Raw genomic sequence first — 25451 nt, forward strand, 5'->3', positions numbered from 1 at the left:
CTGCCAGAGAGAACGAATAAGAGAGGCGAACCCCTATGGAACTGTCAATTGTCGTGTTGGTGCTCAGCTTCGCTGTGTTGCTGTTTCTCAACGTCCCCATCGCGATCAGTATCGGCATATCAACCCTGCTGACGATGCTGTTCACCATTGATTTCACGCCCGCCGTCATGACGTTGGCGCAGCGAATGGCGGGAGGTATCAACAGCTTTGCCCTGTTAGCCATTCCCTTCTTTATCCTGTCGGGTATTCTGATGGGGCAGGGAGGCATTGCGCACCGCCTGATTGAGTTTGCCAAGGTGTTTTTCGGGATGCTGCCTGGCGGCCTGGCCTTTGTGAATGTGATCAGCTGTACGCTGTTTGGTGCCATTTCCGGCTCCGCTGTGGCGGCCACGTCGGCTGTGGGTGGTTTCATGGTCCCGGCCATGACCAAAGAGGGCTACGACCGGGGCTTTAGCGGTGCGGTGACGGTGACCGCTTCCACAACCGGTCTTCTGATTCCTCCGAGCAACGTGTTGATCGTTTACTCGCTCGCCAGTGGCGGTGTTTCCATTGCCGCCCTGTTTATTGCCGGTTATATTCCGGGCCTGCTGTTGATGGCCGGCTTGATGGCGGTGTGTGGTATCTGGGCCAAGATGAAAGGGTACCCGGTGGGCGAGCGTATTCCGTTTCGTGATGCGGTACGTAAAACTGTTGATGCGATACCGAGTCTCTTGCTGATCATTATCGTCATCGGCGGTATTGTGGCGGGCTTCTTCACCGCCACCGAGGCCAGCGTGATCGCGGTGCTCTACGCTCTGGCATTATCGGTGTTCATATACCGGGAGGTGAAGATCAACCAGCTTCCGTCCATTCTGGTCAAATCGGTGGAAACCACGGCCATCGTGATGTTATTGATCGGTACATCAACCGCCATGTCCTGGGTGATGTCCTATGAAAATATCCCGCAGACCATCAGCGATGCCCTGATTGCGCTGAGTGACAACCCTTATGTCATTCTACTGACCATCAATCTCATTCTGTTGATTGTCGGCATTTTCATGGACATGACACCGGCGGTCCTGATCTTCACGCCCATCTTCCTCCCGGTAGTCACCGAGCTGGGCATGTCGCCGCTGCACTTCGGTATCATGATTGTCCTGAACCTGTGTATCGGGTTGTGTACCCCGCCGGTGGGGAGTGTGCTCTTTGTGGGCTGCGGTATTGCCAAAACAACCATCGCCAAGATGTTCAAACCGCTGTTGCCCCTGTATGCCGCAATGTTTATTGTCCTGATGCTGGTGACCTATGTGCCGGCGTTCAGTGAAGCCCTGCCGCGCTTGTTCGGGCTGTACGAATAATCTGGAGCAGTAGAATACTATGAAGATTGAGCACTTTGCTTACAATGTGGCTGACCCGGAAGCGGTGGCGGAATGGTATACCGGGAATCTGGGGATGACCGTTGCCCGGAAAATGGACGGCGGGCCCCGGACTCATTTTCTGAAGGACTCCGGTGGCCAGGTCATGATTGAGATCTACAACAATCCGCCGGGCGAAGTGCCACCCTATGCGGATATGAACCCGCTGATTCTGCACCTGGCGTTTGTGTGTGACAATCCGGAAGCGAAGCGGGTGGAACTTGAAAAAGTGGGCGCGACGTTCGTCGAGGAAGTGAAACCTCAGGACGGCTCACATCTGGTGATGATGCGTGACCCGTTCGGGTTCAGCATCCAGTTGTGCAAACGCGGCGTGCCGATGCTGTAAGCAGTGGGGCCTTGCCTGAGTAGTGGAAAAAGGCGGCGCCGGCGCGCGCCGCCTGTTCGGTATCAGCCGTTGATACCAGCTTCAAACAGGGTTTTCTCGATCACACCGCCGCGGTGCTGAATGACGACCCGCGCACAGCGGGTGCCGTTGGCCGCGGCTTCCTCCGCCGAGGCGCCGCCCAGTCGCGCGGCCAGATAGCCGGCGTTGAAAGTGTCTCCCGCGCCGGTCGTGTCGATCACATTGTCGACCTTGGGAACCGGGACTCGCTGCTCTTCGCCATCGACAATCAGTACGGTGTCGTCAGCACCCCGTTTCAACACCAACTCGGACAGTGCTGTGTAGCGTTTCTTGCAGCCTTCAATGGAGTCATCGCCCCACAGAAGCTGCTCATCATCCAGTGTCAGCAGGGCGATGTCGGTGTGCTTGAGCATGGCCAACATGGCATTCTGGGCGTCTTTGGCCGCGTTCCACAGGCGTGGGCGATAGTTGCTGTCGAAGATGACCTTGGCTCCTTTGCCACGAAGTTTGGCGAGCGCATCAAACAGGCTTTGCCGCGCGGTATCGGTCATGATCGCCAGCGTAATGCCGCTCAGATATACGGCATCGAAACCCTGAAGTTGCTGGTACAGCCGCACGCTCTCGTTGGGGTCGGAAAACAGTTCGCGGGCCGGTGCTTCGCGGCGCCAGTAGAAGAATTCACGCTCACCGTCGGGCGTATTGCGAATGATGTACAGGCCGGGTGAGCGACCGGCAACCCGCTCAATCATGTCGGTGCCGACATTTTCGTCATGCATTCGCTGGATGATCTGCTCGCTGTAGGGATCATCCCCCAGGCGGGTGACGTAGTGGGTCTCCAGCCCCAGACGGGACATGTAGACGGAGGTGTTATACGTATCTCCGGCGTAAGAGAGGGCCATGATTTCACGGGTCTCCTCCTGCGCGGTAGGATAGGGCGATAGCTCCACCATAACTTCGCCAATTGCTGCTATACGTGCCATAAAGAGGGTGCCTGTTGGTTGATCGTTGATGTTGTAATGGTTGTGCCGCGCGCTCTGGGCATGAATGCCGGGGCGGCAATTGCAGGGCAGTGAACAGAAAATATACCATCGAGTGGGAGAGATTGCCAATGTGAGTACGATTGACAACGCTGCCATAGAGCAGTGATGCGCCCGACTCACAATTGCCTATCAACCAAAAGAAAGAGTGATGTTATGAAACGTTTAAACAATGAAACTTTGGGGCAGGTGCCCGCTTCCGTTCTTACTCCCGACTATGACCGGTCGGCCCTGAAAGCGGGTATTGTCCATCTGGGTATCGGTGCTTTCCATCGGGCTCATCAGGCGTTCTACACCGAAGCGGTACTGAATCAGCTTGGTGGGGACTGGGGTATCATCGGGTGCAGTCTGCGCTCTGCTTCCGTACGTGAGCAGCTCGCTCCCCAGGACGGTTTGTATACCCTGGTTGAACGCTCCAGCGACAGTGAAAAACTGCAGATCATCGGTGCTGTGAAAGCCGTCATGGTTGGTCCGGAGGACCCAAAGGAGCTGGTTTCGGTGATGGCAGATCCGGCCATCAGAATTGTGTCGATGACAGTGACGGAGAAAGGTTACTGTCACGACCCCGCTACCGGGAATCTCAACCTGAACAATCCGGATATTCAGCACGACCTCAAGAATCTGGACAAGCCGCGGTCCGCTATCGGTTATCTGGTCTCGGCGCTCAAAGCCCGAATGGAAGCCGGGGTTCCCAGCTTTACCGCGCTAAGCTGCGACAACCTGCCCAACAATGGTCAGGTGCTAGAAAAGGCGCTGCATCAGTTCGCTGAACAGGTGTCACCACAGCTGGCGCAGTGGATCCGTAGCAATACCACTTTCCCGTGCACGATGATCGACCGGATTGTACCGGCGACGACCGATGAAGACCGCCAGCACGTAGAGGCGCTTCTGGGGTTGCGCGATGAGGGCACCGTGTTTACCGAGCCGTTCACCCAGTGGGTCATTGAGGACAACTTTGCCAACGGCCGGCCCGCCTGGGAGAAGGTAGGCGCGCAACTGGTCGATGACGTGGAGATCTTCGAGAAGATCAAGCTGCGACTGCTTAATGGTGCCCATTCGACTCTGGCGTATTCCGGTTATCTTGCCGGTTTTGATTATGTCAGTGAAGTGATGGCCGAGCCCGCGTTCGTGAAGATGGTGGAGACCTATCATGCCCGGGAGGCCGGTGAAACAGTCAGTGCGCCGGACGGGTTTGACATTGAGTTCTATAAGGGTCAACTCCGCGATCGGTTTCGTAACAAGTCGCTAAAGCACCGTACCTGGCAGATCGCCATGGACGGTTCCCAGAAGTTGCCCCAGCGTTTGTTGCATACCTTGCGTGATCAACTTCAGGGGGCGGGACATATCGATATCATTACGCTGGGTGTGGCGGCGTGGATTCGCTACGTCTCCGGCGTCGATGAGAAAGGCGAGCCGATAGACGTTTCCGACCCGCTGGCGGATACGCTCCGTGCCGCCTGCGATTCGGCGAAGGGTGACCCGGCCGCCATGGTCAGAGCGGTGGTGTCCATCAAAGAAGTGTTTGGCTCGGATCTCATCAATGAGCCAGCCTTTGTGGCGTCCACGACGCGCTGGCTTACGTCCTTCTACGATAAAGGCGTACTGGCGACAGTGCGTGAGCATTTTGGCTAGATATCTGTCTGGCCGGGCGGATTTAGCCCGGCCTTTTTGCAGAATAACCGTTGAGATAATCACTATGAGATTCGTTTCCTGCGCCTTTGCGTTGCTGGTCGTGGTGTTGGTTGGTGGTTGTGGCGACGCTCGTCGTGATCTACACGCTGTAGTGGACCCGCAACAGCGCGCGTTCGATGATCTTCCGGTGTATGAGACCGTACAGGCGGCGCTGGATGCCGCCCCGGACTCGAGGGAGGCGCCCCATCGTATTCTGATTCGTGCGGGCGAGTACCGGGAAAAGCTTCGAATCGACAAACCGTATATTCACCTTCTGGGTGAGGGCATGGAACAGACCCGGATTCACTACGATGATTTCGCTGGCCGGAGTGACGGAGAGGGGGGAAACCTCGGCACTTTTCGCAGCTATACGGTCAGCGTGACCAGCACCGATGTCCAGTTTCATTCTTTGAGTATCGAGAATCGCTTCGACTTCGTCGCCAACGATGCCTTGCCCAAGGACCACCCGGACCGGGTAAACGGCACTCAGGCGGTTGCGTTGCACCTGGACAAGGGCAGTGACCGAGTGCTGGCACGGGACGTTCAACTGCTCGGTCATCAGGACACACTGTATATGAATGGCGAGCGCGCCTGGTTCGACAAGTCGCGGATCGCCGGTAACGTGGATTTTATCTTTGGTGCGGGAAATGCGTTGTTTACCGATTCGGATATTGTGACGAGGGCCCGCGGCAGACAACATGAGACTCACGGTTATGTGACGGCGCCCTCCACCGACATCCACTCCGAGTTTGGCTTCACCTTCCTCAACTCCCGTCTGATCCGGGAAGCGGGAGTGCCGGATAACTCCACGGCCCTGGGGCGCCCATGGCACCCCACGACCACTTTTGATGACGGTCGTTATGCAGACCCGGACGCGATTGGTAAGGCGGTATTCATAGGCTGCCATATGGAGGCACACATCAAGGAGTCCGGATGGGACAAAATGGGCGGTACGGCTCCGGATGGCGGCAAGATGTGGTTTTACCCGGAAGACTCCCGCTTCTTTGAATACGGCAGCGAAGGCCCCGGCGCGCAACAGCATGAACAGCGGCGTCATCTATCCGAGGCGGAGGTCAAGCGCTACCGGATTGATACGATTTTTGGGGACTGGGCTCCGGAGGAGTAACCGGTGATATAAAAACGGCAGGACATGCCTGCCGTTTTCGTTGGTCGCCGGTAGCGCCCGAGTTACGCGATCGTGATGCGCTTGTCCAGGTACACATCCTGAATGGCATTCAGCAGTTCCACCCCTTCGTTCATCGGTCGCTGAAATGCTTTGCGACCGGAAATCAGTCCCATGCCGCCGGCGCGTTTGTTGATCACCGAGGTGCGCACTGCCTGAGCGAGATCGCCCGCACCGGTGGAGGCGCCGCCGGAATTGATCAGACCGATTCGACCCATGTAGCAGTTCGCCACCTGATAGCGGACCAGATCGATCGGGTGGTCGCTGGACAAGTGACTGTAAACTTTCGGGTGGGTCTTTCCGACTTTCACCGCGTTAAAGCCACCGTTGTTCTCCGCCATTTTCTGCTTGATGATATCCGCCTTGATGGTCACGCCCAGGTGGTTGGCCTGTCCGGTCAGGTCGGCTGCCGTATGGTAGTCAACGCCATCCTGTTTGAAATCACCATTGCGCAAGTAGGTCCAGAGAATGGTCATCATGCCCAGCTCGTGCGCCTGTTCGAAGGCGGCACTGATTTCCTGCAGCTGACGGCGGGAATTCTCCGATCCGAAATAAATGGTGGCGCCGATGGCGACGGCCCCCATGTCGTAGGCCTGCTTGACCTGCCCGAACAGCGTCTGATCGTAAGAGGTCGGGTAGACCAGGGCGTCGTTGTGGTTCAACTTGACCACGAACGGAATACGGTGGGCGTACTGACGGGCGACAGAACCCAATGCCCCCAGAGTTGACGCCACCGCATTGCAGCCCCCCTCAATGGCGAGCTCGACAATGTTCTTGGGGTCAAAGTACAGTGGGTTGGGCGCGAAGGAAGCGCCCGCCGAGTGCTCAATACCCTGGTCAACCGGCAGAATCGACAGGTAGCCGGTGCCGGCCAGGCGGCCGTGATTGAGCAGTTGCTGATAGGCCCGAAGTACCGGAATCGGTCGATCGGTCTGGGAAAAGGTCTGGCTGACGTAATCGGCGCCGGGAAGCGTCAGCTGATCCTGAGTGATTTTTTCACAACGGTGAGTGAGCAGGCTGTCCGCCTCTTCACCCAACAGCTTGGTGATATCGTTCATGTCTTTCGTCTCTCAGTTGGTTGATACGCGCACTCGAGTGCGTCTCTATCGCGTTGGCCATCGGCGATGGCAGGTTGGGCTCCCCCCGGGATTGACAGAAACACCTTCTCCGGCCGAAAGCTCTCACCCCTTCCGCCGAAAATCACGGGTGTCCCTGTCTAAATCAATTCAGTTAAAGATCGTTAAATTCCGCACACTTTTTGGGAATCACGGACTTGTTCAGTACCCGGTAATCGGGCAGACCGTTCTGATAGGGAGGATAGGCCTCCCCTTCGATCAGTGGTGACAGGTAGCGGCGTGCCTTGTCGGTAATATGAAAACCGTCGTCGGTAATATAGTCGGCAGGCAGACACCGTTCGACATTGGCCACGGCGGACAGGGGCGCCTTGTCAATGTGCCATCGGTAGGGTTGGTCGGATTCTCGAACCACCACCGGCATGACGGCATTTTCGCCGTTGACCGCATAGCGCACGGCGGCACGACCGAGCTCATACGCCTGATCCACATCGGTTTGCGAAGCGATATGACGAGCGGCACGCTGCAGATAATCGCACACCGCCCAGTGGCATTTGTAACCCGCGTGCTGCTTGATTTTGTTCACAATGACCGGAGCAACCCCGCCGAGCTGGGCATGACCGAACGCATCGGTGGTGCCGGAGCTGGAGAGAAACTCGCCCGTTGCATCCTTCGCGCCCTCGGACACGACAATCATGCAGAAGCCGCGCTCGGCAACGACCCGGTCGATCTGCTCCAGAAAACGCGCTTCATCCAATGGCACTTCCGGGAACAGAATGATGTCCGGTCCCATGCCCCGCTCGTCTCGTGCCAACGCGGCACTGGCGGCAACCCAGCCAGCGTGCCGACCCATGACTTCCATGACGAACACCTTGGTGGAGGTACGTTGCATGGAGGCGACATCGAACGAGGCTTCCAATATGGACACCGCAGTGTATTTGGCGACAGAGCCAAAGCCCGGGCAGCAGTCGGTGATCGGCAGATCGTTGTCCATGGTTTTGGGCACGCCGATGCAGGTGATGGGAAAGCCCATCTTTTCAGACAATTGCGAGACTTTATGCGCGGTGTCCTGTGAATCGCCGCCACCATTGTAAAAGAAGTATCGGATATCGTGGGCCTTGAACACCTCAATCAGGCGCTCGTACTGGGTGCGATGTTCCTCTATCGACTTGAGCTTGTAGCGGCAGGAACCGAAGGCGCCGGACGGCGTGTGCAGCAGCGCTGCCAGATCGCTTTCGGACTCGGCGGTGATGTCGATCAACTCTTCGGTCAGTGCGCCAATGATGCCGTCTCGGCCAGCGTAAAGCGTACCGATGGTATCGGGGTGGGCTTTGGCTTCGGCGATCACGCCGGCAGCCGACGCATTGATCACGGCGGTCACACCGCCGGATTGCGCGTAAAATGCATTGTGTGGCACGGTCTGTTCCTTTGGCTGATAGCAATGACGTTCTTCTTCATTGCCGGTCTCTCGTCTCTCATCCGTGGGCGCTTTTTCTGGACGTCTGCCGACAGGGCAATAGCCCTTGTCAGTGAGTGCGTCGCGCCTCACGCTATTTCATCATGGTGTTGGTATCGCACTCCGTAATCGATTGAGGAGTGTGTAATCCAGTGCCGATTTGATCGTCTTCTTGGGAGACGTTCTGTTTGGTGAGTTTTTTATAGGGGGAACGAATTCTAGCACAGGCAAGATTGCTTGCAATGGTTGATTGGGTATAAATGGAATGTAACCGTCACGCCTGTTTCGCAAACGTTATCCACACACAGTGCGCACCGTTTACATAAGTATGACAAAGCAACAAGTGTGAATTAGGCGTCGGGTGTCATTCGCCACCCGACGATTCCGGTTATGGTGAGGACGACTGTTTCCCTGGTCACAGTTCGGCCGTATCATCTCCGCCCGCCATATCCAGTTCTTTCAGTTTACGGGTCAGTGTGTTCCGTCCCCATCCCAAAAGATTGGCCGCATCGCGTTTTCGACCAGCGGTGTACTTCAGGGCGGTTTCAATCAGTGCGCGTTCAAAAGTGGGTACCGCTTCACTCAGCAGTTGATGATGACCCCGTGCCAATGCCTGATCGGCCCAGTGACGCAGGGCTTTTTCCCAGTCATCGGCGGGTGCGTTGTCTTCCTTGTGATGAAGCAGTTCCGGGGGCAGATCTTCGATGTGCACTTCGCGCCCGGACGCCATGACGGTTATCCAGCGGCAGGTGTTCTCCAACTGGCGGACATTCCCCGGCCATGACAGGGCGCAGAAAAACTCCTCGGTTTCCGGCAGTAGAATTTTGGTATCCACATCCAGTTCGCCGGCGGCTTTCTGCAGGAAAAACTTGGCCAGCTTGGGAATGTCTTCCCGGCGGTCGGCGAGTTTCGGGATGTGAATGCGAATGACGTTGAGCCGATGGAACAGGTCTTCGCGAAAGCGACCGTCGGCGACCAGATTTTCGAGGTTCTGGTGCGTGGCGGCAATGATGCGCACGTCCACTTTGACCGGCGTGTGGCCGCCTACCCGGTAGAACTCTCCATCGGCCAGGACCCGCAGCAGGCGGGTCTGGGTTTCGGCGGGCATATCGCCAATTTCGTCCAGAAACAGCGTGCCGCCATTGGCCTGTTCGAAACGGCCCTGGCGCTGCGCCGCCGCGCCGGTAAAGGCACCTTTCTCATGACCGAACAGTTCCGATTCCATCAGGTCTTTGGGAATCGCGGCCATGTTCAGGGCAATGAAGGGTTCTTCGCGACGTGGGCTGTGACGGTGAAGGGCGTGTGCGACCAGCTCCTTGCCGGTACCGGACTGGCCGTTGATCAGTACTGTGATGTTGGACTGTGACAGGCGCCCGATGGCCCGGAAAACTTCCTGCATGGCCGGCGCTTCACCGATGATTTCGGTGTTGACTTCAACCGCTTCGCTGCCATCGCTGTCACTTTTCTGTTCCTGGGCATGGGCCAGTGCCCGCTGGGTTACCGCCACCGCCTCGTCGACATCAAAGGGTTTGGGCAGGTATTCGAAAGCGCCGCCCTGGTAAGCGGCCACCGCACTGTCCAGGTCGGAGTGGGCGGTCATGATGATGATCGGAATGTCCGGGTGCTGGGCGTGCAGGTCTTTGAGCAATGCCAGGCCATCAATACCGGGCATCCGGATGTCACTGATGATCGCATCGGGCACTTCCCGTCCCAACTGGCTGATGGCGCTGTCACCGGAGTCGAAGGCCCGCGCCTCGATACCGGCACCCTGCAGGGCTTTTTCGAGCACCCAGCGAATGGATCGGTCGTCGTCGATTATCCAGACTCGGTTAGACTTCTGCATGTTGAGCTTCCATAGGTAGGTAGAGCGAAAAGCGGGTTTGCCCCGGCTCACTGTGGCATTCGATCAGCCCCTGGTGCTGGTGAATCAAATGCTGCGAAATGGTCAGTCCCAGCCCGGTGCCATCGGCCCGGCCGGAAATCATGGGGTAAAAGATATTGTTGAGAATGTCCTGGGGAATGCCCGGGCCATTGTCGATAATGTCAATGCGGCACACCAGCGGATGGTGGTGTCGACCGATGGTATAGCGGCGCTGAATTCGGGTCACCAGACGAATGTCCGCTGAGGGGGTGCCATTTTCCAGCAGCGCCTGCATGGCATTGCGGGCAATATTGAGGAGCGCCTGAATCAGTTGCTCTTTGTCCGCATTGAGATCGGGAATGCTCGGGTCGTAATCCCGGGTCAGGGTGACAGAGCCGCTGCTCTCGGCCTTGATGATCGTCGCCACCCGCTCGAGCACCTCGTGGATGTTCAACCACTGGCGCTGGGGCAACTGGTTCGGCCCGAGCATCCGGTCCACCAGATTGCGCAAACGGTCGGCCTCATCAATGATGACACCGGTGTATTCCTGCAGCTCGCTGCCGGGCAGCTCCCGGGCCAGTAATTGCGCCGCGCCTCGAATACCGCCCAGGGGGTTCTTGATCTCGTGAGCCATCCCACGTACCAGATTACGGGTGGTTTCCTGTGAAGAGGTCAGCATTTCCTCACGACTGATGCGCAGAAGGCGGTCGATGGGTTGTACTTCGATGACCAGCCCGGAGGCGTCACCGAAGGGCGTGACCGTGTAGTCCACGGTAATCTGGCCCCCGGTCAGCAACTGCCACTCGGCGTGCCGCTTGGTGTAATGGTTGGCCTGTTCGGCGGCCGACTTGAGCTGCCCGGGCGTTTCACTGGACTCGAAGAAAAACTGGGTGAGAGGTTCGCCGAGCGTTCGTTCGCAACTGACCGCCAGCAGCGCCTCGGCCGCGGGGTTCATGTGGCGCAATCGCAGTTGGCCGTCCACCAGAATGATGGCGGTACTGAGGCTGTCCAGCAGCGGTTTGTGAAGATCTCCGGTACTCACTCTCGGATCGACTCCCGGTCTGATTGAAGAAAGGCGGCTGAAGTGCGTCTTTGTGCACTGAAATGGAGCCCGCCCTCAGGGCAGGTCTATGCAAAAAGCAATCCAACTGCGTATTGGCGGGAGGGCCCATTTTTGGGCGCTCCCAGACAGGAGTGTAGGCGAGTTCAGATGACTGTGCACCATAATGGTGCTTGTGGCGCGAAGCTCCGCCGTTCGCGCCATGAAACGGTGCGTCGGGGCCCGCCTAGGAGCCACCTCGGGGAATGACGCTGGGTCGGTGCACATGAACGGTGACAGGGGCTGTCGCTGCCAGGACCTGCCCCCGGGGGCCCAGGACTTCAACCCGGATGGTATGGGTTCCGCGGTAGATTTCCTTGACGATATGCTGTGTCGACTGGGTCTCGGCAACGGGGTCGCCGTCCAGGTAATAGGCCAGGGTGTGCCCGGGCTGCAAGGCTGGCTGAAGTTGCACCGATATGGGGAGGTCTCGCTGGCCGGGTGGAACGCTACTGTCCGGCGATGGTGCGATAATCTCAATCGAATAATTGACCGGCTCGGGGGCCTCGTCATCGGAGGGAGCGGGGCGCCTTGGGGGCGCGGCCTGCCCGGGAACGTTGTTGACGGGTGGCAACTCCGCAGACGCACCGTTCCGGTCGCCGCGGGGTGGTTTGTCCGAGTAAGTGACGCGACCCTCTTCATCCACGGTCTTGTAGATTGGCTGGGCCATTGTCAGCAGGCTGACCAGCATCAGGGTGACGAGCAGCAGAAAATGTCGCATAAAGGGGTCCCGTTTCGGCCTTTGCTAAAGCTTACTCCTTGGACCCTGAAAAGCAAAAGCCCGTTCAGTCGCCTGAACGGGCTTTTGGTCATCCACCGGCTCGAAAGCCGGCGCCTACAGCGTCTTAACAGCTATAGTACAGCTCGAACTCGACCGGGTGCGGAGTCATGTTCAGACGCTCGATTTCCTCGCGCTTCAGCTCAATGAAGGCGTCGATCACGTCGTCAGTGAACACACCGCCGGCTTTCAGGAAGTCGCGGTCCTGGTCCAGTGCGTCCAGAGCCTGTTCCAGGCTGGAGGCCACGGTGGGAATCGCCTTGCCTTCTTCCGGCGGCAGGTCGTACAGGTTCTTGTCGGCGGGGTCGCCCGGGTGAATCTTGTTCTGTACGCCGTCCAGGCCAGCCATCAGCAGCGCCGCAAACGCCAGGTAGGGGTTGGCGGTCGGGTCGGGGAAGCGGGTCTCGATACGACGGGCCTTGTCGCTGTTCACGTACGGGATACGGATCGACGCGGAGCGGTTGCGGGCCGAGTAGGCCAGCATGACCGGTGCTTCAAAGCCGGGTACCAGACGCTTGTACGAGTTGGTAGAGGCGTTACAGAAAGCGTTCAGCGCGCGAGCGTGCTTGATGATACCGCCGATGTAGTACAGGGCGGTTTCGCTCATGCCGGCATAGCCGTCGCCTGCGAACTGGTTCTTGCCGTCTTTGGAGAACGACTGGTGCACGTGCATGCCGGAACCGTTATCACCGATCAGCGGCTTCGGCATGAAGGTGGCGGTCTGGCCAAAAGCGTGCGCCACGTTGTGTACGCAGTACTTCAGGATCTGTACTTCGTCCGCTTTCTTCACCAGGGTGTTGGCGCCAACGCCAATCTCACACTGGCCGGCGGTGGCCACTTCGTGGTGGTGTACTTCGATTTCCAGGCCCATGGCTTCCATGGCGTCACACATGGCGCCACGCAGGTCGTTCAGAGAGTCGACCGGAGGCACCGGGAAGTAGCCGCCTTTCACGCCCGGACGGTGACCGGTGTTGCCGCCGTCGTAGCTTTCGCTGGAAGACCAGGCCGCTTCTTCGGAATTGATTTTGTAGAAAGCGCCGCCCATGGTGGCGTTCCACTGAACGCTGTCGAAAACGAAGAATTCGGGTTCCGGACCGAACAGGGCGATGTCACCCAGACCGGTAGACTTCAGGTACTCTTCAGCGCGCAGGCCGATGGAGCGCGGGTCGCGGTCGTAGCCCTGCATGGTCATCGGCTCAACGATGTTGCAGCGTACAATGACGGTGGGGCTGTCTGAGAAGGGGTCCATAACGGCCGTTTCGTCGTCCGGCATCAGGATCATGTCGGAGTCGTTGATGCCTTTCCAGCCATTGATGGAAGAGCCATCAAACATCTTGCCGTCTTCAAAGAAGTCATCGTCCACATCTTTTGCGGGAATGGTCACGTGCTGTTCTTTACCGCGGGTGTCGGTAAAGCGCATGTCGACCCAACGCGCTTCGTGTTCTTTGATCAGGTCCAGTGTTTTTTTAGACATTGAATGCCTCCAATTGAGAATAGCCCGGGGGCTACGGATAAGAAAACCTGTGCATTAAACCGTGTTTTCACGCTGGCGGCTACATCGGATTGTGGTGACCTTGCCAGCGCCAGTGACCGATAAAGGGGCAAGATGTGTGCCATCGTGCGCAAAAGCGGCAGATCGGGGCGTCCAGGGGTGCTGTTGCACCAAGATGGGCACTCTTGCGCTCCATTATGGTGCACAGAAACAGGGTGTTGCATCATTATGGTGCGCCCGATCTTTTTGTTTGGGGTGGCCGCATGATTTATAATGCGCGCCTTTCCCGCAAGACAAGTTCTTCAACAGTAGGCGTTCATGCATTTTATCGTCAAGGTTTTTCCTGAGATCATTATCAAGAGCCCGCCGGTGCGCAAGCGTTTCATCAAGCAGTTGCGCGACAACCTGCGCCGGCTGTTGCAGCCGCTGTCGGAGGACATTCAGGTCAAGCGGGACTGGGAGAAAGTGGAGGTGCAGGCCCCCGGTGCCGACGAACGGCTCACGCGCCAGGTGGCCGATGTGCTGGCTCGCACGCCGGGTATCGACTCCTTCGCATTGGTTCAGGCCTACCCTCTGGGGGATCTGGACGACATTCTGGCCAAGACCCGGGCACATTGGGCCCAGGCCCTGGCGGGAAAAACCTTCTGTGTGCGGGTCAAGCGCAGCGGTAAGCACGATTTCAGCTCCACTGACATTGAGCGCTACGTGGGTGGTGGTCTGCTACAGCAGACCCGGGCAGCGGGTGTAAAGCTGCGCGACCCGGACATTACCGTGCGGCTGGAGGTCAAGCGCCAGTGGCTGTTTGTGCTGGAAAACTTGCGCCGCGGGCTGGGTGGCTATCCCCTGGGCGCCCAAAACGATGGCGTGCTGTCTCTGGTGTCCGGTGGCTTCGACTCGATTGTGGCAAGCTACCTCACCATGAAGCGGGGCATGCGTACCCACTTCTGCTTCTTCAGTCTCGGTGGTCACGCCCATGAGATGGCAGTCAAGGAGGTGTCTTACTATCTGTGGCAGAAATACGGAGCCTCCCATAATGTTCAGTTTGTCACCGTGCCCTTTGAGGGGGTGGTCGCCGAGATCCTGGAGAAGGTCGACAACGCCTATATGGGAGTAATTCTCAAGCGTATGATGCTGCGCGCCGCCAACCGGGTCGCCGAAGAGCTGGATCTCAAGGCGCTGGTGACCGGTGAGAGTGTCGCCCAGGTGTCCAGTCAGACCATCCCCAATCTGAACGCCATTGATCGGGCCACGGATACCCTGGTGCTGCGGCCGCTGATCGCCATGGATAAGCGGGATATCATCCAGTTGTCCCGGGATATCGGCACCGAAACCTATTCGGCGAATGTGCCCGAGTACTGCGGGGTGATTTCGGTGCGTCCGACCACCAACGCCAAATTGCATCGGGTGGAGTCCGAAGAGGCCCGCTTTGATTTCGCCGTGCTGGAGCGGGCCCTTGAGGATCGCGCGCAAACGCCGATACATCATCTGGTGGATGCAGGTGAGACGGAGCTGGATGTGGCGGTTGAGCCGCAGGTGGGCGAGGGCGATGTGGTCATTGATATTCGCCATCCCGACGAAGCGGGGCTCAAGCCCCTCGCGTTGACCGGAGATCAGTTGCTGGAAATTCCGTTTTTCAGGCTTAATGGACAGTTCGGGAAGCTGGATCCGCAGCGCCGCTACCTGCTGTACTGCGAGAAAGGGGTGATGAGTCAGCTGCACGCGGCCCACCTGATGGATGCAGGCCATCGTAATATCGCTGTCTATCGGCCCGAGTAGGGCCGCCTCAGGAGAGTCAGAGTATGTCCCGACCCGGTGCGCGGTCCCGAAATGAGTCTACCGGCCAGAAATGGGCGCTGGTGGGCATCGCTTTTCTGTTGGTATTTCTCTCGGTCGGCTCGACGCTGTACGTCTCCGGCATTCCCGAGGGGCTTTGGGGGTCGCGGAACAGCGAGGAGGCCCGGTACCGGCACACGACATTGACCGATGCAGAGGCCGTCTGTAAGGCCCGCGCCCGGGAGGTGTTTGGTCGCCGGCTGACCAACCTGCGGGTGGACCGGTTCTCAAGCCGTCTGGACCGGTCGGACGGTCAGTATAAGGTGTTCATGGAGGCGGATATTTTTCCCAACCGTTCCCGGGAGGGCGTGGCGCTGGAAACCTTCATCAACTGCTTTACCGCCACTGACTCCGCGGACATCGAGCTGTTCCAGTACGCCAAAGACGGCACCCAGTTCATCGCGCCCGGCGAGGAAGAGAAGGGGATGTTCGGTCTGTGAGGCCCGTTCGGGCCGCTCCGGGCTGACTTTTTTGCCTTTTTGCGCACTTTTCCCGCGATTTTCATATCTGTGAAGCCTTCTGGCAGGTATAATGCCCGCCTTTTTCCAGAGTCCTCCCTCCTGAGAGTTTTCATGACAGACCAATCCGCTATTCAGAACTTGCGTAACATCGCCATTATTGCCCACGTTGACCACGGTAAAACCACCCTGGTCGACAAGCTGCTGTCTCAATCCGGTACCCTGGATCGACGCAGCGAAGGCGCCGAGCGGATCATGGACTCCAACGACCAGGAGCGTGAACGCGGCATTACCATTCTGGCCAAGAACACGGCCATTCGTTGGAATGACTACCGCATCAACATCGTGGACACCCCCGGACACGCCGACTTCGGCGGTGAGGTCGAGCGGGTGCTGTCCATGGTGGATTCGGTATTGCTGCTGGTGGATGCCGTCGATGGCCCCATGCCCCAGACCCGCTTCGTGACCAGCAAAGCCTTCGAAAAGGGGTTGCACCCGATTGTCGTGGTCAACAAGGTTGACCGTCCCGGCGCCCGTCCCGACTGGGCCGTGGATCAGGTGTTCGACCTGTTCGACCGCCTGGGCGCCACCGACGAGCAGCTCGACTTCCCGATCATTTACGCCTCTGCCCTCAATGGTGTGGCAGGCTTGGAGCCGGACGAGCTGGCCGATGACATGACTCCTCTGTTTCAGATGATTGTCGATAACGTCAAGGCGCCGGATGTCGACATCGAAGGTGATTTCCAGATGCAGATTTCCGCGCTGGACTACAACAGCTATGTGGGCGTTATCGGTGTGGGCCGCATTACCCGCGGTAGCCTGTCGCCCAACCAGCAGGTGATTGTGGCCCGTCCCGATGGCAAAACCCGTAAGGCGAAGGTGTTGCAGGTGATGGGCTATCACGGTCTGGAGCGGGTGGAAACCACTCGCGCCACCGCCGGCGATATCGTCTGTATTACCGGTATTGATGGTCTGGACATCTCCGACACTCTGTGCAGCCCTGAGAATGTCGATCCGCTGCCCGCGCTGAGTGTGGATGAGCCCACTGTCAGCATGACGTTCCAGGTCAACGACTCACCCTTCGCCGGTAAGGAAGGCAAGTTTGTCACCTCGCGCAATATCCGCGAGCGTCTGGATCAGGAACTGATTCACAATGTGGCTCTGCGGGTTCGTCAGGGCGACAGCCCGGACAAGTTCGTGGTCTCCGGTCGTGGTGAGCTGCACCTGTCGGTTCTGATTGAAAACATGCGCCGGGAAGGCTTTGAGCTGGGTGTCTCCCGCCCGGAGGTTATCCAGAAAGAAATCGACGGTCAGATTCAGGAGCCGTTCGAGCAGGTGGTGATCGATGTTGAAGATCAGCACCAGGGCGCGGTGATGGAAGAGCTGGGCCTGCGCAAGGCGGAAATGACCAATATGGAGCCGGACGGTAAGGGTCGGGTGAAGTTGGAGTTCATGGTCCCGTCGCGTGGTCTGATCGGTTTCCGTGGCCAGTTTCTGACGCTGACGTCGGGTTCGGGCATCATGACCAGTATTTTTGATCATTACGGCCCGGTCAAAGCGGGTGAGGATCACAAGCGTCAGAATGGCGTGTTGGTTTCCATGGTCAAGGGCAAGACGCTGGCTTACGGTCTGCACCCGCTGCAGGATCGCGGTCGTCTGTTTATCGACGCCGGGGTTGAGGTCTATGAAGGCCAGATCGTTGGTCTGCACTCGCGCAGCAATGATCTGGTGGTGAATCCGACCAAGGCGAAGCAGCTGACCAACGTGCGTGCGTCCGGCACCGATGAGAACCTGACTCTGTCACCACCGGTTCGTCATACCCTGGAGCAGGCGTTGGAGTTCATCGAAGACGATGAGCTGGTGGAAGTGACGCCCCAGAGCATTCGTCTGCGCAAGAAGCTGCTCACCGAAAACGAGCGTAAGCGCGCGAAGAAGTAAGACCCAAAGAAGTGGTTCTTAGACGGTGCGGTGGGGTGGAGGTATGTGGTTCATAGACCCGCCGTGAACCCATCCATGGGGGCTTCTCGTCGACATCCATGTCTCCGAGAGTCTATGAACCACATACCTCCACCCCACCTCTCTGCCAGCGAATTAACTGCGCCCTTTTTCCCGGGGTGCGGCACGGCCAAATCCGACACCTCCGACTAGAGATACAACGGGTAGTTAGTTGGCACTTAGGCATCTGCGGGGTACACCCGTCGGAGACTCTCTGAGGCATGGATGCCGATGAGAAGCCCCCATGGACGGGTTCACGGCGGGTCTCCGACGGGTGTACCCCGTAGATGCCGAACCTTCCAGAAACCCCCAATACCCAGCCCTTTGAATCTCCCCAAACACCCGCTATAGTCCCGGTACAAAAACCAAAACCGGGAGAGAGACAATGAATCATCAACCCTTATGGCGTTTGGCCGGCGTTGCACTGCTGTCCGTCGCCGCTCTGTACGCCTGCACTATCAACACCAATCCTTCCGCATCAACCACCGACCGACCGCTGTCCGTCTGGATGGCCGACTCCGACATCGAACGCAACCCCGAAGGCTGGATGATCGACTTTCGGAAAACCCCGAAATGGGAATACACCCACGGCCTGATGATGACCGCCCATGAACGCGTGTGGCGGGCCACCGGTGAGGAGCGGTTTTTCGATTACCTGAAGGACTTCGCCGATTTCATGATCAGCGAGGACGGCGAGATCAGAACCTACGACCCGAGTCTGTACAACATTGATCGGGTGAATCCGGGCAAGTTTCTGATTGGACTTCATCAGGAAACCGGCGAGGACAAGTACCGACTGGCGATCGAGCAATTGCGCCACCAGATGCGCGATCATCCGCGCACGACTGAGGGCGGCTTCTGGCACAAAAAGGTGTATCCGCATCAGATGTGGCTCGACGGCCTGTATATGGGCACGCCGTTTCTGTCCCGCTATGCGGCCACCTATGGTGAGCCCGAACTGTACGATGACATCATCCATCAATTCCGCCTGGTGGCGAAACATCACTGGAATGCCGAACAGCAGTTTTTCTACCACGGCTGGGATGAAAGCCGGGAGCAGCGTTGGGCCGATCCCCAAACGGGCTTGTCCGAGCTGCCCTGGGGGCGGGCCATGGGGTGGTTGGCCATGGCCATTGTCGATGTGCTCGACGACCTTCCGGAGCAACACCCCGACCGCGAGGTGATGCTGGATATCGCCGACAAAATGGCCCGCGCCATCGAAACCCATCGCGATCCGGAGTCGGGGGTCTGGTGGCAGGTGGTGAATATGGGGGGGCGCGAGGGGAATTACCTCGAGTCTTCGGCGTCAACCATGTTCACTTACTTCCTGCTCAAGGGCAGCGAACAGGGTTATATCGACGAGCGGTATCGAGCCTTGGGGCTGAGTGCTTATCAGAGTGTGGTGGAGGAATTTATTCGCCATAACGACGACGGAACGATCAGCATCACCAACGTCTGTGCGGTGGCCGGATTGGGCGGTGATCCTTACCGGGAGGGCACCTATGACTATTATATCAGCGAGCCGCGCCGGGCGGATGACCCCAAAGCGGTAGGGCCCTTTATCATGGCGTCGCTTCTGTACGAGGATATGACCGGAGCTTATTGATGCAGGAATGGTTGCTGGGCTTTATGGCGCTGGGGGTGGTCACCGGGTTGGTGGCCGGCCTGTTCGGCATTGGCGGTGGTGGCCTGATGGTGCCGGTGCTCACCCTGTTGTTTGCCGCTCAGGGGCTGCCCGAAACGCATCTGGTGCACCTGGCATTGGGTACGTCCATGGCCGCCATTGTGCCCACGGCGGTGGCCAGCCTGCGAGCCCATCACGGTCATAAAGCGGTGCTCTGGCCCGTGGTGGCACGCATGGCACCGGGGGTGTTGGTGGGGACCTTCGCGGCCACCTTTCTGGCGGCCTGGTTGACCCCGGAGCCGCTGGCGATCTTCTTTTCGGTTTTCATGGCGTATGTCGCCGTGCAGATGATCCTGAACCGTCGTCCCGAACCTTCCCGCCAGTTGCCCGGAACGCCGGGGCTGGTCGGTGTGGCGTCGGGTATTGGCGGAGTCTCGGCTCTGGTGGCCATCGGTGGCGGCACCCTGACCGTGCCGTTTCTGACCTGGTGTAATGTGCGCCTACCGGTGGCCATTGGCACCTCGGCGGCGGTGGGCCTGCCCATTGCCCTGGCGGGTGCCGTTGGGTATGCGGTGAATGGTTGGGACGTGGCGGGGCTACCGGCGCATACCTTGGGCTATGTTTACTGGCCCGCCGTGCTGGCGATTGCGTCCATGAGTTACCTGACCGCGCCCGTGGGTGCCAGGCTGGCGCACCGGTTGCCGGTGACCTGGCTCAAGCGGTTGTTTGCCCTGTTGCTGGTGGGGCTGGCAGTGGAGATGTTACGAACGGTTCTGTAGCGATCGCTCATCCCTTGGGGCTGCGATAGCGCTCGTCTTCGGGTGGGATGATGTCCCCATCCTCATCCATGTCCGGGAAGGGCAGTCGGTAGCGCTCGCAATAGCGCACCATCTGCGGGTGCATCCAGCGGAACAGAATCTCCCGCACCGCCGGATCCCACTCGTCCAGTTCGCGATCGTACATACCCTGCTGCTGCCGTTGATGCATGGCCTCCTGCAGAATGATCGCGGCGGCCACACTCACGTTGTAACTCTCCACCATTCCAATAATCGGAATGGTCAGGTGCTCGTCGGCCTGCTCGGCGGCGTAGTCACTCAGGCCTTCTTTTTCAGCCCCCATCACCAACGCGAAGGGTTGAGTGTAGTCGGCCTCCCGGTAGTGCATGGCGCGGTCGGACCAGTGCGCGGCGTAGAGTTTGAAGCCCTTGTCCCGAAGCACACCCATGCCGGTCTGAATGTCCGGGTGGACGACCGTTCCGGTAAAGCGCCCGCTGCCGCCGGCGGTGTGGTGATACACCAGCCGGCCCCGGCTGGGCTGAACCATGTGAATCTCCGGCATCCCCACCGCGTCCGCGGTGCGCAGCATCGCGGAAATATTCTGGGCTTTGTGGACCTGATCGGTCAGCAGCGTCATATCGTGCTGGCGCTGGCGCAGGACCTGTTTGAATTTCTCGAAACGGGCGCGGGACATAGGCGAAGGTGTGGTTCGGTTAAAAGCTGGCCATTATAGCACCCGGCGCTGTCCAGTAGCGTGGGCCCAGTCGACGGATCAGAGCCGCATCCATAAATCGTCATACGTGGGGGTTGGATTCCTTCCTGCCAGCCGTCTTATGGTCATGCCGAACTCAATAACAGCCAAAAGCACGGTGCCACAGTCGTCTCCTCCTGAATGGGCGGGGTCTGAGACTTGGTATAGAATGCCGGGCGCGGCTCCAGATGCCGCTGTCGTCCCATTCTCCTCCAGGCGGAGCCAGGTTGAATCAGTGAGTATCGGCACAGAAGAAAAAGACCAGCGCATCCGGGAGGTGTACAGCCGCTATCGTGACGAGCTGTGCCACTATCTCGCCCGGCACTACACGCTGGATCCAGCGGAGGCTGAAGATGTGGTGCAGGCGGTGTTTACCCGGGTGGCTGAGACGAACATCGTCCTGACCCTGGATAACCCCAGGGCGTTTTTATACAAGATGGCGGCCAACACCTGCATTGATCTCAAGCGTCGGGACAAGGTTAGGGCCAGCTACCAGACCCAGGTGGTGGAAAGCGACGAGGAGCGGGAATTCGATCATACCGATCCCGCCCGCGAGGTGGAGGCGGACCAGCAATTGCGCTGCGTGACCGACGCCCTTCGGACGATGCCGGAGAAGCGTCGGCGATTGCTGCTGATGAACCGGCTGGATGGCTTGTCTTACGCGGAAATCGCCCGGCGGGAGAAACTGTCGGAAACGGTGGTCCGCAAACATATTTTCAAGGCGCTGGCGGACTGCCAGAAAGCCTTGCAGAATCAACCCAAACACAACTGAAAGGGTGCAACGCGTGGAAAACCCAGAGGTTCAGGCTCGCGAATGGTTTATGCGGGTCCAGTCGGGAGAGCTCTCCGACCAGCAGCAGGAAGCGCTGGCGGACTGGCTGTGCGAGAGCCCCGAAAATGTGGCGGCCTATCAGCACTGCGAGGCGGTGTGGGAGCAGCTGGGCCGTCTGGACGCGGCTGAAATGCCGGTTGAGCGGGATGATCGGGCCGAGGGGGCGCTCTGGCAACGGCTTCTCTCGGCCGCCGGCGCCCGCTTCAATGGTGGCTTTTTTCCCGGCTGGAGAACATCCGGTTTCGCCCTGGCAAGCATTATTGCCTTGGTGTTCGGTGTGCTGCTTTGGAATGGTCAGCCAACAGGGCCCGACGCCCTGAAATTCGAGACCAGTATCGGGGAAGTGGCGACCTATCAACTGGACGACGGCAGTGAACTGACGTTGGGCGCTCGTTCCCGGGTGCGGGTGGTCATGAGTGAATCGGTTCGTCGCGTCGACGTTCAGGCGGGCCGGGGATACTTTGATGTGGTCAGCGACCCGGCACGGCCGTTTCACGTTTATGCACACGATGCGAGGGTCGAAGTTGTCGGCACCCAGTTTGACGTGCTGCGTACGGAACGGCGAGTCACCGTCAGCGTTCGTGAGGGTATTGTCGATGTGCTTGCCGCCGACCCTGATCAGGTGGCGGCAGAGCAGCCGTCGGTCACCTTGCGTGCGGGAAACCGGGTCACCAGGGTGCGTCACGAAACGTTTTCGGCGATCGATACCCTGCCGGAAGAAGATATCAGCGCCTGGCGTCAGGGCCGTCTCGTCTACCACCGAGCATCTCTGGATGATGTGGTGGACGAACTCAACCGCTATTCGAGTGATCGCTTCACATTGGCTTCTCCGGATCTGGGAGACATTGAGCTGACCGCTTCCTTTCAGATCGACCAGCTCGATGCCTTGCCGGAACTGCTCTCGAAAACCTTGCCGGTGCGTGTGCAGGAAGAGTCGGACGGGCACTACATTGTATTTCCTGCAAGCGTTCCTTATGGCTCGTGAGGAAACCGTGAGCGGGGGGTAGGAATCGGCCCCGTTGAGCGTCTTATTGAGGTGATCGGTACCGACCGTTGCCGATTGCATGGTTGAACCGGAGTTGTCCCGGAACTCTCCCCTTGGTTTTGCCCCTGATTCTCTGAGTCAGGGGCTTTTTTTGTTTCAGGGGATTGGAATTCAGCCGTTGGTGCGTCTTATCCACAGCAGACAGACTTTGACTAAAAAGATAACAGCATGAGGGTTACTGACGTGCACACACCATCCGATCAGACCGTACCGCGCAAATCATTGAAAACGCTGCTCTGGCCTATGCTGCTGGCCCTGCCTCTCGTCGCCTGCGGTGGAGCGGGTAGTGGCGGCGATGAAAATGATCAGGACAATGGAGGCGATCCGCCGCCGACGTTGGGTTCCGCGCCGGAAAACCGTTACGCGCCCCATGAGGTCGATCTTTACGCCTGGAGCCACAGCAATGCGGATGCCAACGAAGACGCCGCTGTTGCCGATGAACAAGTGCGGGCATCGACGCACTATCGGGCCCGGGTGGCGTTAACGTCTGAGACGGATCAGTACGCGGATTCGTTTGTGTATATGACCCTTCCCCGAAGCGGTCGTGCCAAAGAAGGGTACAACCACGAGGATGGCGCCGAGTTTGCCGACAGCGCAAACCTGACCATGAGTTGGACCAGCTTCCTGTACAACGACGACACCTGGCTTGAGCTGGAATTACTGAATGGCCAGACGATTGAATCGCTCGATCAGGTGACGATTCGACCGACCACTCTGGACTTCGAACTGGAGTGGGTGGCCGAGGATCGTGTCCGTATCAAGGTGCCCTACCATGCCGACGGACAACGTTTTTCCGTGGAATTTGAGCCGGATCTGGTGACCAGCTACAACGATCTGGAAGGCAACACCGGTACCCTGACCGAGGGGCCCGATGGCGCCCGGGTGCATACCGAGCCACGCAACGCCATGTTGGTGTTTGCCGAGCCTACCTTGTCTGAAACGCTGCAGCGCGACTGGATTCCCGGTGATGAGGATGGGGAAATCTATTACCCCGAGGCCGGAGAGGTTGATAATCTGGATGTCGTCGACGCTGACATCATCTATTTTAAACCCGGTACTTACTATTTCCCCTGGAACTATCACGCCCGGTTGCCCGGTCGGGTTCGCTGGGTATATCTCGCGCCCGGCGCCTATGTGAAAGGGGCGCTGGAGTTTGCCGGGTCTCGTGCGGAGTACAAGGTGACCGGCTACGGGGTCCTGTCGGGGGAAAAGTATGTGTATGAAGCCGACACCAACACGGCCGGAGGTCACGAGGCCTACACGCATCGCTCAGACTCTCAGAGTGACTGCCACGGAAGCTGCGTAAAAATGTTGCGGTTTTCTTCGGGCTCCAGTAATCAGACCCTGACCATTCAGGGCGTCACCATCAATGAACCGCCGTATCACTCCTTTGTGATTTACGGGGACGCGGGCAGTTTCCAGACACAGGTGTCCGGTTACAAGCAAATGGGTGCCTGGTATTGGCAGACCGACGGCATTGAGCTGTACGACAACGGTCGGCTAAGCCACAGCTTCTTCCACGCCAATGACGATGTGTTCAAGCTGTATCACAGTAACCTGTTGATTGATGATGTGGTGGTCTGGAAATCCGAAAACGGACCTGTCTTTCAGTGGGGATGGGAATCCAGACACATTGAGAATATCCATGTTCAGAATATCGATATCATTCACAATCGCCTCTACTGGAAGGACCAGAAGCACAACACCTGTCTGATCAACTCCGCTCGGGCCTGGTGGGATGTGAATGCCGATAATACCGCTGACCCCGACGCGACCGTGGCCAATATCCACCTTGAAAATATTCGTTCTGAGGGGATGAACCTCTGCGCCATGCGCCTCTATGCCCAGTCCAACTGGGACAACATCCATATTGACGGGTTGGAAATCGAGGCCTGGAACGACCTGCCACTCAGTGCTCAGGAGAGTCAATTCGAGGTGCTCTGGAATGAGGCTCGCTCCGAAGCCGTTACCGTAGGTGAGGGCGATAGCGGTCTGCGTTTGACCGACTACATTGTAGATCGTCAGCCCGTCACCCGAGCGGCGGACAACTGGCGTGCCGATCAGTTGGGTCGACTGAATTTCAGTGTCGATTTGTGGGATTCCTGGAGTGCCACGTCCGATCGCGAGACCCAATGTACTGCACAGACCATTGACATGACGGTGGCTGAAACACTGGAGGCGGGCCAGAGCACCGAACTCATGGCCAGCGCCAGTTCCGGTTTGCCGGTCCGCTTTTACCTGCTCAATGGGGATGGTTCTGTCGACGGGACAACCCTGACCGCAGGACATCAATCCAATGCCCTGACCCTGGCCGCCGTGCAGGATGGCGATACGACCTTCTGCTCGAGTCGGACCACGGCGGAGCTTTCCGTCACCGGCGCCGAGGGCGTCGCGCCGGGCCCACGCTGGATAGGGGCTTCCTGGGAAGGCTGGTCCCCCGGCAACCTGCCGATGGAGTGGGACGGAGACTCCGAGTTTGTGGTCACGGTGACGCTGGAGGCCGGAGATCACGCCTTCAAATTTACCGATACCGAAGACTGGTCGGGAGACGACTGGGCGGACAGCACCGGTCTGACCGGTACCGCCAAGCTGACCACCGGCGGGGGACCGAACATCGAGTTTACCCTGGAGGCCGGGGGCGATTACGAGATTCGGTTTGACCCCTACAGCCTGGATTACGCCATCACTCCGGTGGAGTGACCCAATCTGCATTTGGCCGCGCTCTGGAT

20 protein-coding genes are annotated in these 25451 nt (G+C 58.5%); 12 read left to right on the forward strand and 8 right to left on the reverse strand.

Annotation, left to right across the window (positions count from 1 at the left end):
* Positions 1-35: 35 nt before the first annotated feature.
* Both OOT55_RS15925 and OOT55_RS15930 read left to right on the forward strand, forming a co-directional pair.
* The gene (locus OOT55_RS15925) at positions 36-1337 is read left to right on the forward strand and encodes a TRAP transporter large permease (protein ID WP_265366824.1); all 1302 of its coding nucleotides are present in this window, start codon (positions 36-38) and stop codon (positions 1335-1337) included.
* 19 nt (positions 1338-1356) lie between these two features.
* Positions 1357-1740 (forward strand): VOC family protein, encoded by a 384-nt coding sequence (locus OOT55_RS15930; RefSeq protein WP_265366825.1) that lies wholly within the window; start codon positions 1357-1359, stop codon positions 1738-1740.
* Between the two features lie 62 nt (positions 1741-1802).
* Here the strand turns inward: OOT55_RS15930 and OOT55_RS15935 are convergent, their stop codons facing one another.
* Positions 1803-2738 carry a sugar kinase gene (locus OOT55_RS15935; RefSeq protein ID WP_265366826.1) on the reverse strand — a complete coding sequence of 312 codons (936 nt, stop codon included), beginning with the start codon at positions 2736-2738 and terminating at the stop codon, positions 1803-1805.
* Positions 2739-2951: 213 nt separating this feature from the next.
* On the opposite strand from OOT55_RS15935, the gene OOT55_RS15940 reads away from it, so the two are divergent.
* Entirely contained in the window at positions 2952-4427 is a 1476-nt protein-coding gene (locus OOT55_RS15940; RefSeq protein ID WP_265366827.1) for a mannitol dehydrogenase family protein, read from the forward strand.
* A gap of 64 nt (positions 4428-4491) precedes the next feature.
* The gene (locus OOT55_RS15945; protein WP_265366828.1) at positions 4492-5592 is read left to right on the forward strand and encodes a pectinesterase family protein; all 1101 of its coding nucleotides are present in this window, start codon (positions 4492-4494) and stop codon (positions 5590-5592) included.
* 62 nt (positions 5593-5654) lie between these two features.
* Here the strand turns inward: OOT55_RS15945 and OOT55_RS15950 are convergent, their stop codons facing one another.
* From OOT55_RS15950 to glnA, 6 genes are all read right to left on the reverse strand, one after another.
* Positions 5655-6707, reverse strand: coding sequence for a class I fructose-bisphosphate aldolase (locus OOT55_RS15950; RefSeq protein WP_265366829.1), 1053 nt, complete (start codon positions 6705-6707; stop codon positions 5655-5657).
* A 172-nt stretch (positions 6708-6879) separates the two neighbouring features.
* The gene (locus OOT55_RS15955) at positions 6880-8139 is read right to left on the reverse strand and encodes a 6-phosphofructokinase (RefSeq protein ID WP_265366830.1); all 1260 of its coding nucleotides are present in this window, start codon (positions 8137-8139) and stop codon (positions 6880-6882) included.
* Positions 8140-8593: 454 nt separating this feature from the next.
* Positions 8594-10021: a nitrogen regulation protein NR(I) gene (gene glnG, locus OOT55_RS15960; RefSeq protein WP_265366831.1), complete on the reverse strand. Its 1428-nt coding sequence runs from the start codon at positions 10019-10021 to the stop codon at positions 8594-8596.
* Positions 10008-11081 carry a nitrogen regulation protein NR(II) gene (gene glnL, locus OOT55_RS15965; RefSeq protein WP_265366832.1) on the reverse strand — a complete coding sequence of 358 codons (1074 nt, stop codon included), beginning with the start codon at positions 11079-11081 and terminating at the stop codon, positions 10008-10010. The genes glnG and glnL overlap by 14 nt, the downstream gene beginning before the upstream one ends.
* Before the next feature lie 244 nt (positions 11082-11325).
* Positions 11326-11859 carry a DUF4124 domain-containing protein gene (locus OOT55_RS15970; RefSeq protein WP_265366833.1) on the reverse strand — a complete coding sequence of 178 codons (534 nt, stop codon included), beginning with the start codon at positions 11857-11859 and terminating at the stop codon, positions 11326-11328.
* A gap of 124 nt (positions 11860-11983) precedes the next feature.
* A complete protein-coding gene (gene glnA / locus OOT55_RS15975) occupies positions 11984-13390 on the reverse strand; it encodes a glutamate--ammonia ligase (protein WP_265366834.1) in 1407 nt (468 codons plus the stop codon).
* A gap of 336 nt (positions 13391-13726) precedes the next feature.
* Between glnA and thiI the strand changes: the two genes are divergently transcribed.
* From thiI to OOT55_RS16000, 5 genes are all read left to right on the forward strand, one after another.
* On the forward strand, positions 13727-15184 hold the full coding sequence (gene thiI, locus OOT55_RS15980; protein WP_265366835.1) for a tRNA uracil 4-sulfurtransferase ThiI: 1458 nt from the start codon (positions 13727-13729) through the stop codon (positions 15182-15184).
* A gap of 23 nt (positions 15185-15207) precedes the next feature.
* Positions 15208-15681 carry a hypothetical protein gene (locus OOT55_RS15985; RefSeq protein ID WP_265366836.1) on the forward strand — a complete coding sequence of 158 codons (474 nt, stop codon included), beginning with the start codon at positions 15208-15210 and terminating at the stop codon, positions 15679-15681.
* Between the two features lie 132 nt (positions 15682-15813).
* A complete protein-coding gene (gene typA, locus OOT55_RS15990; RefSeq protein ID WP_265366837.1) occupies positions 15814-17637 on the forward strand; it encodes a translational GTPase TypA in 1824 nt (607 codons plus the stop codon).
* Between the two features lie 442 nt (positions 17638-18079).
* Complete coding sequence (locus OOT55_RS15995) at positions 18080-19300, forward strand: glycoside hydrolase family 88/105 protein (RefSeq protein WP_265366838.1); 1221 nt, start codon at positions 18080-18082, stop codon at positions 19298-19300.
* Positions 19300-20097, forward strand: a complete 798-nt coding sequence (locus OOT55_RS16000) for a sulfite exporter TauE/SafE family protein (RefSeq protein ID WP_265366839.1) — start codon at positions 19300-19302, stop codon at positions 20095-20097. Before OOT55_RS15995 ends, OOT55_RS16000 begins: the two co-directional genes overlap by 1 nt.
* A 7-nt stretch (positions 20098-20104) precedes the next feature.
* Here OOT55_RS16000 and OOT55_RS16005 read toward each other — a convergent pair whose 3' ends face one another.
* Positions 20105-20788, reverse strand: a complete 684-nt coding sequence (locus OOT55_RS16005) for a TrmH family RNA methyltransferase (protein WP_265366840.1) — start codon at positions 20786-20788, stop codon at positions 20105-20107.
* Between the two features lie 292 nt (positions 20789-21080).
* Here OOT55_RS16005 and OOT55_RS16010 point away from each other — a divergent pair, with 292 nt between their 5' ends.
* The 3 genes from OOT55_RS16010 to OOT55_RS16020 all read left to right on the forward strand — a co-directional run bounded on the left by OOT55_RS16010 (position 21081) and on the right by OOT55_RS16020 (position 25422).
* On the forward strand, positions 21081-21617 hold the full coding sequence (locus tag OOT55_RS16010) for an RNA polymerase sigma factor (protein WP_265366841.1): 537 nt from the start codon (positions 21081-21083) through the stop codon (positions 21615-21617).
* Positions 21618-21630: 13 nt separating this feature from the next.
* Entirely contained in the window at positions 21631-22662 is a 1032-nt protein-coding gene (locus OOT55_RS16015; RefSeq protein ID WP_265366842.1) for a FecR family protein, read from the forward strand.
* A 243-nt stretch (positions 22663-22905) separates the two neighbouring features.
* Complete coding sequence (locus OOT55_RS16020) at positions 22906-25422, forward strand: family 49 glycosyl hydrolase (protein WP_265366843.1); 2517 nt, start codon at positions 22906-22908, stop codon at positions 25420-25422.
* Positions 25423-25451: the final 29 nt, after the last annotated feature.

The organism is Marinimicrobium sp. C6131 (genome assembly GCF_026153455.1).
GTDB lineage: Bacteria > Pseudomonadota > Gammaproteobacteria > Pseudomonadales > Cellvibrionaceae > Marinimicrobium.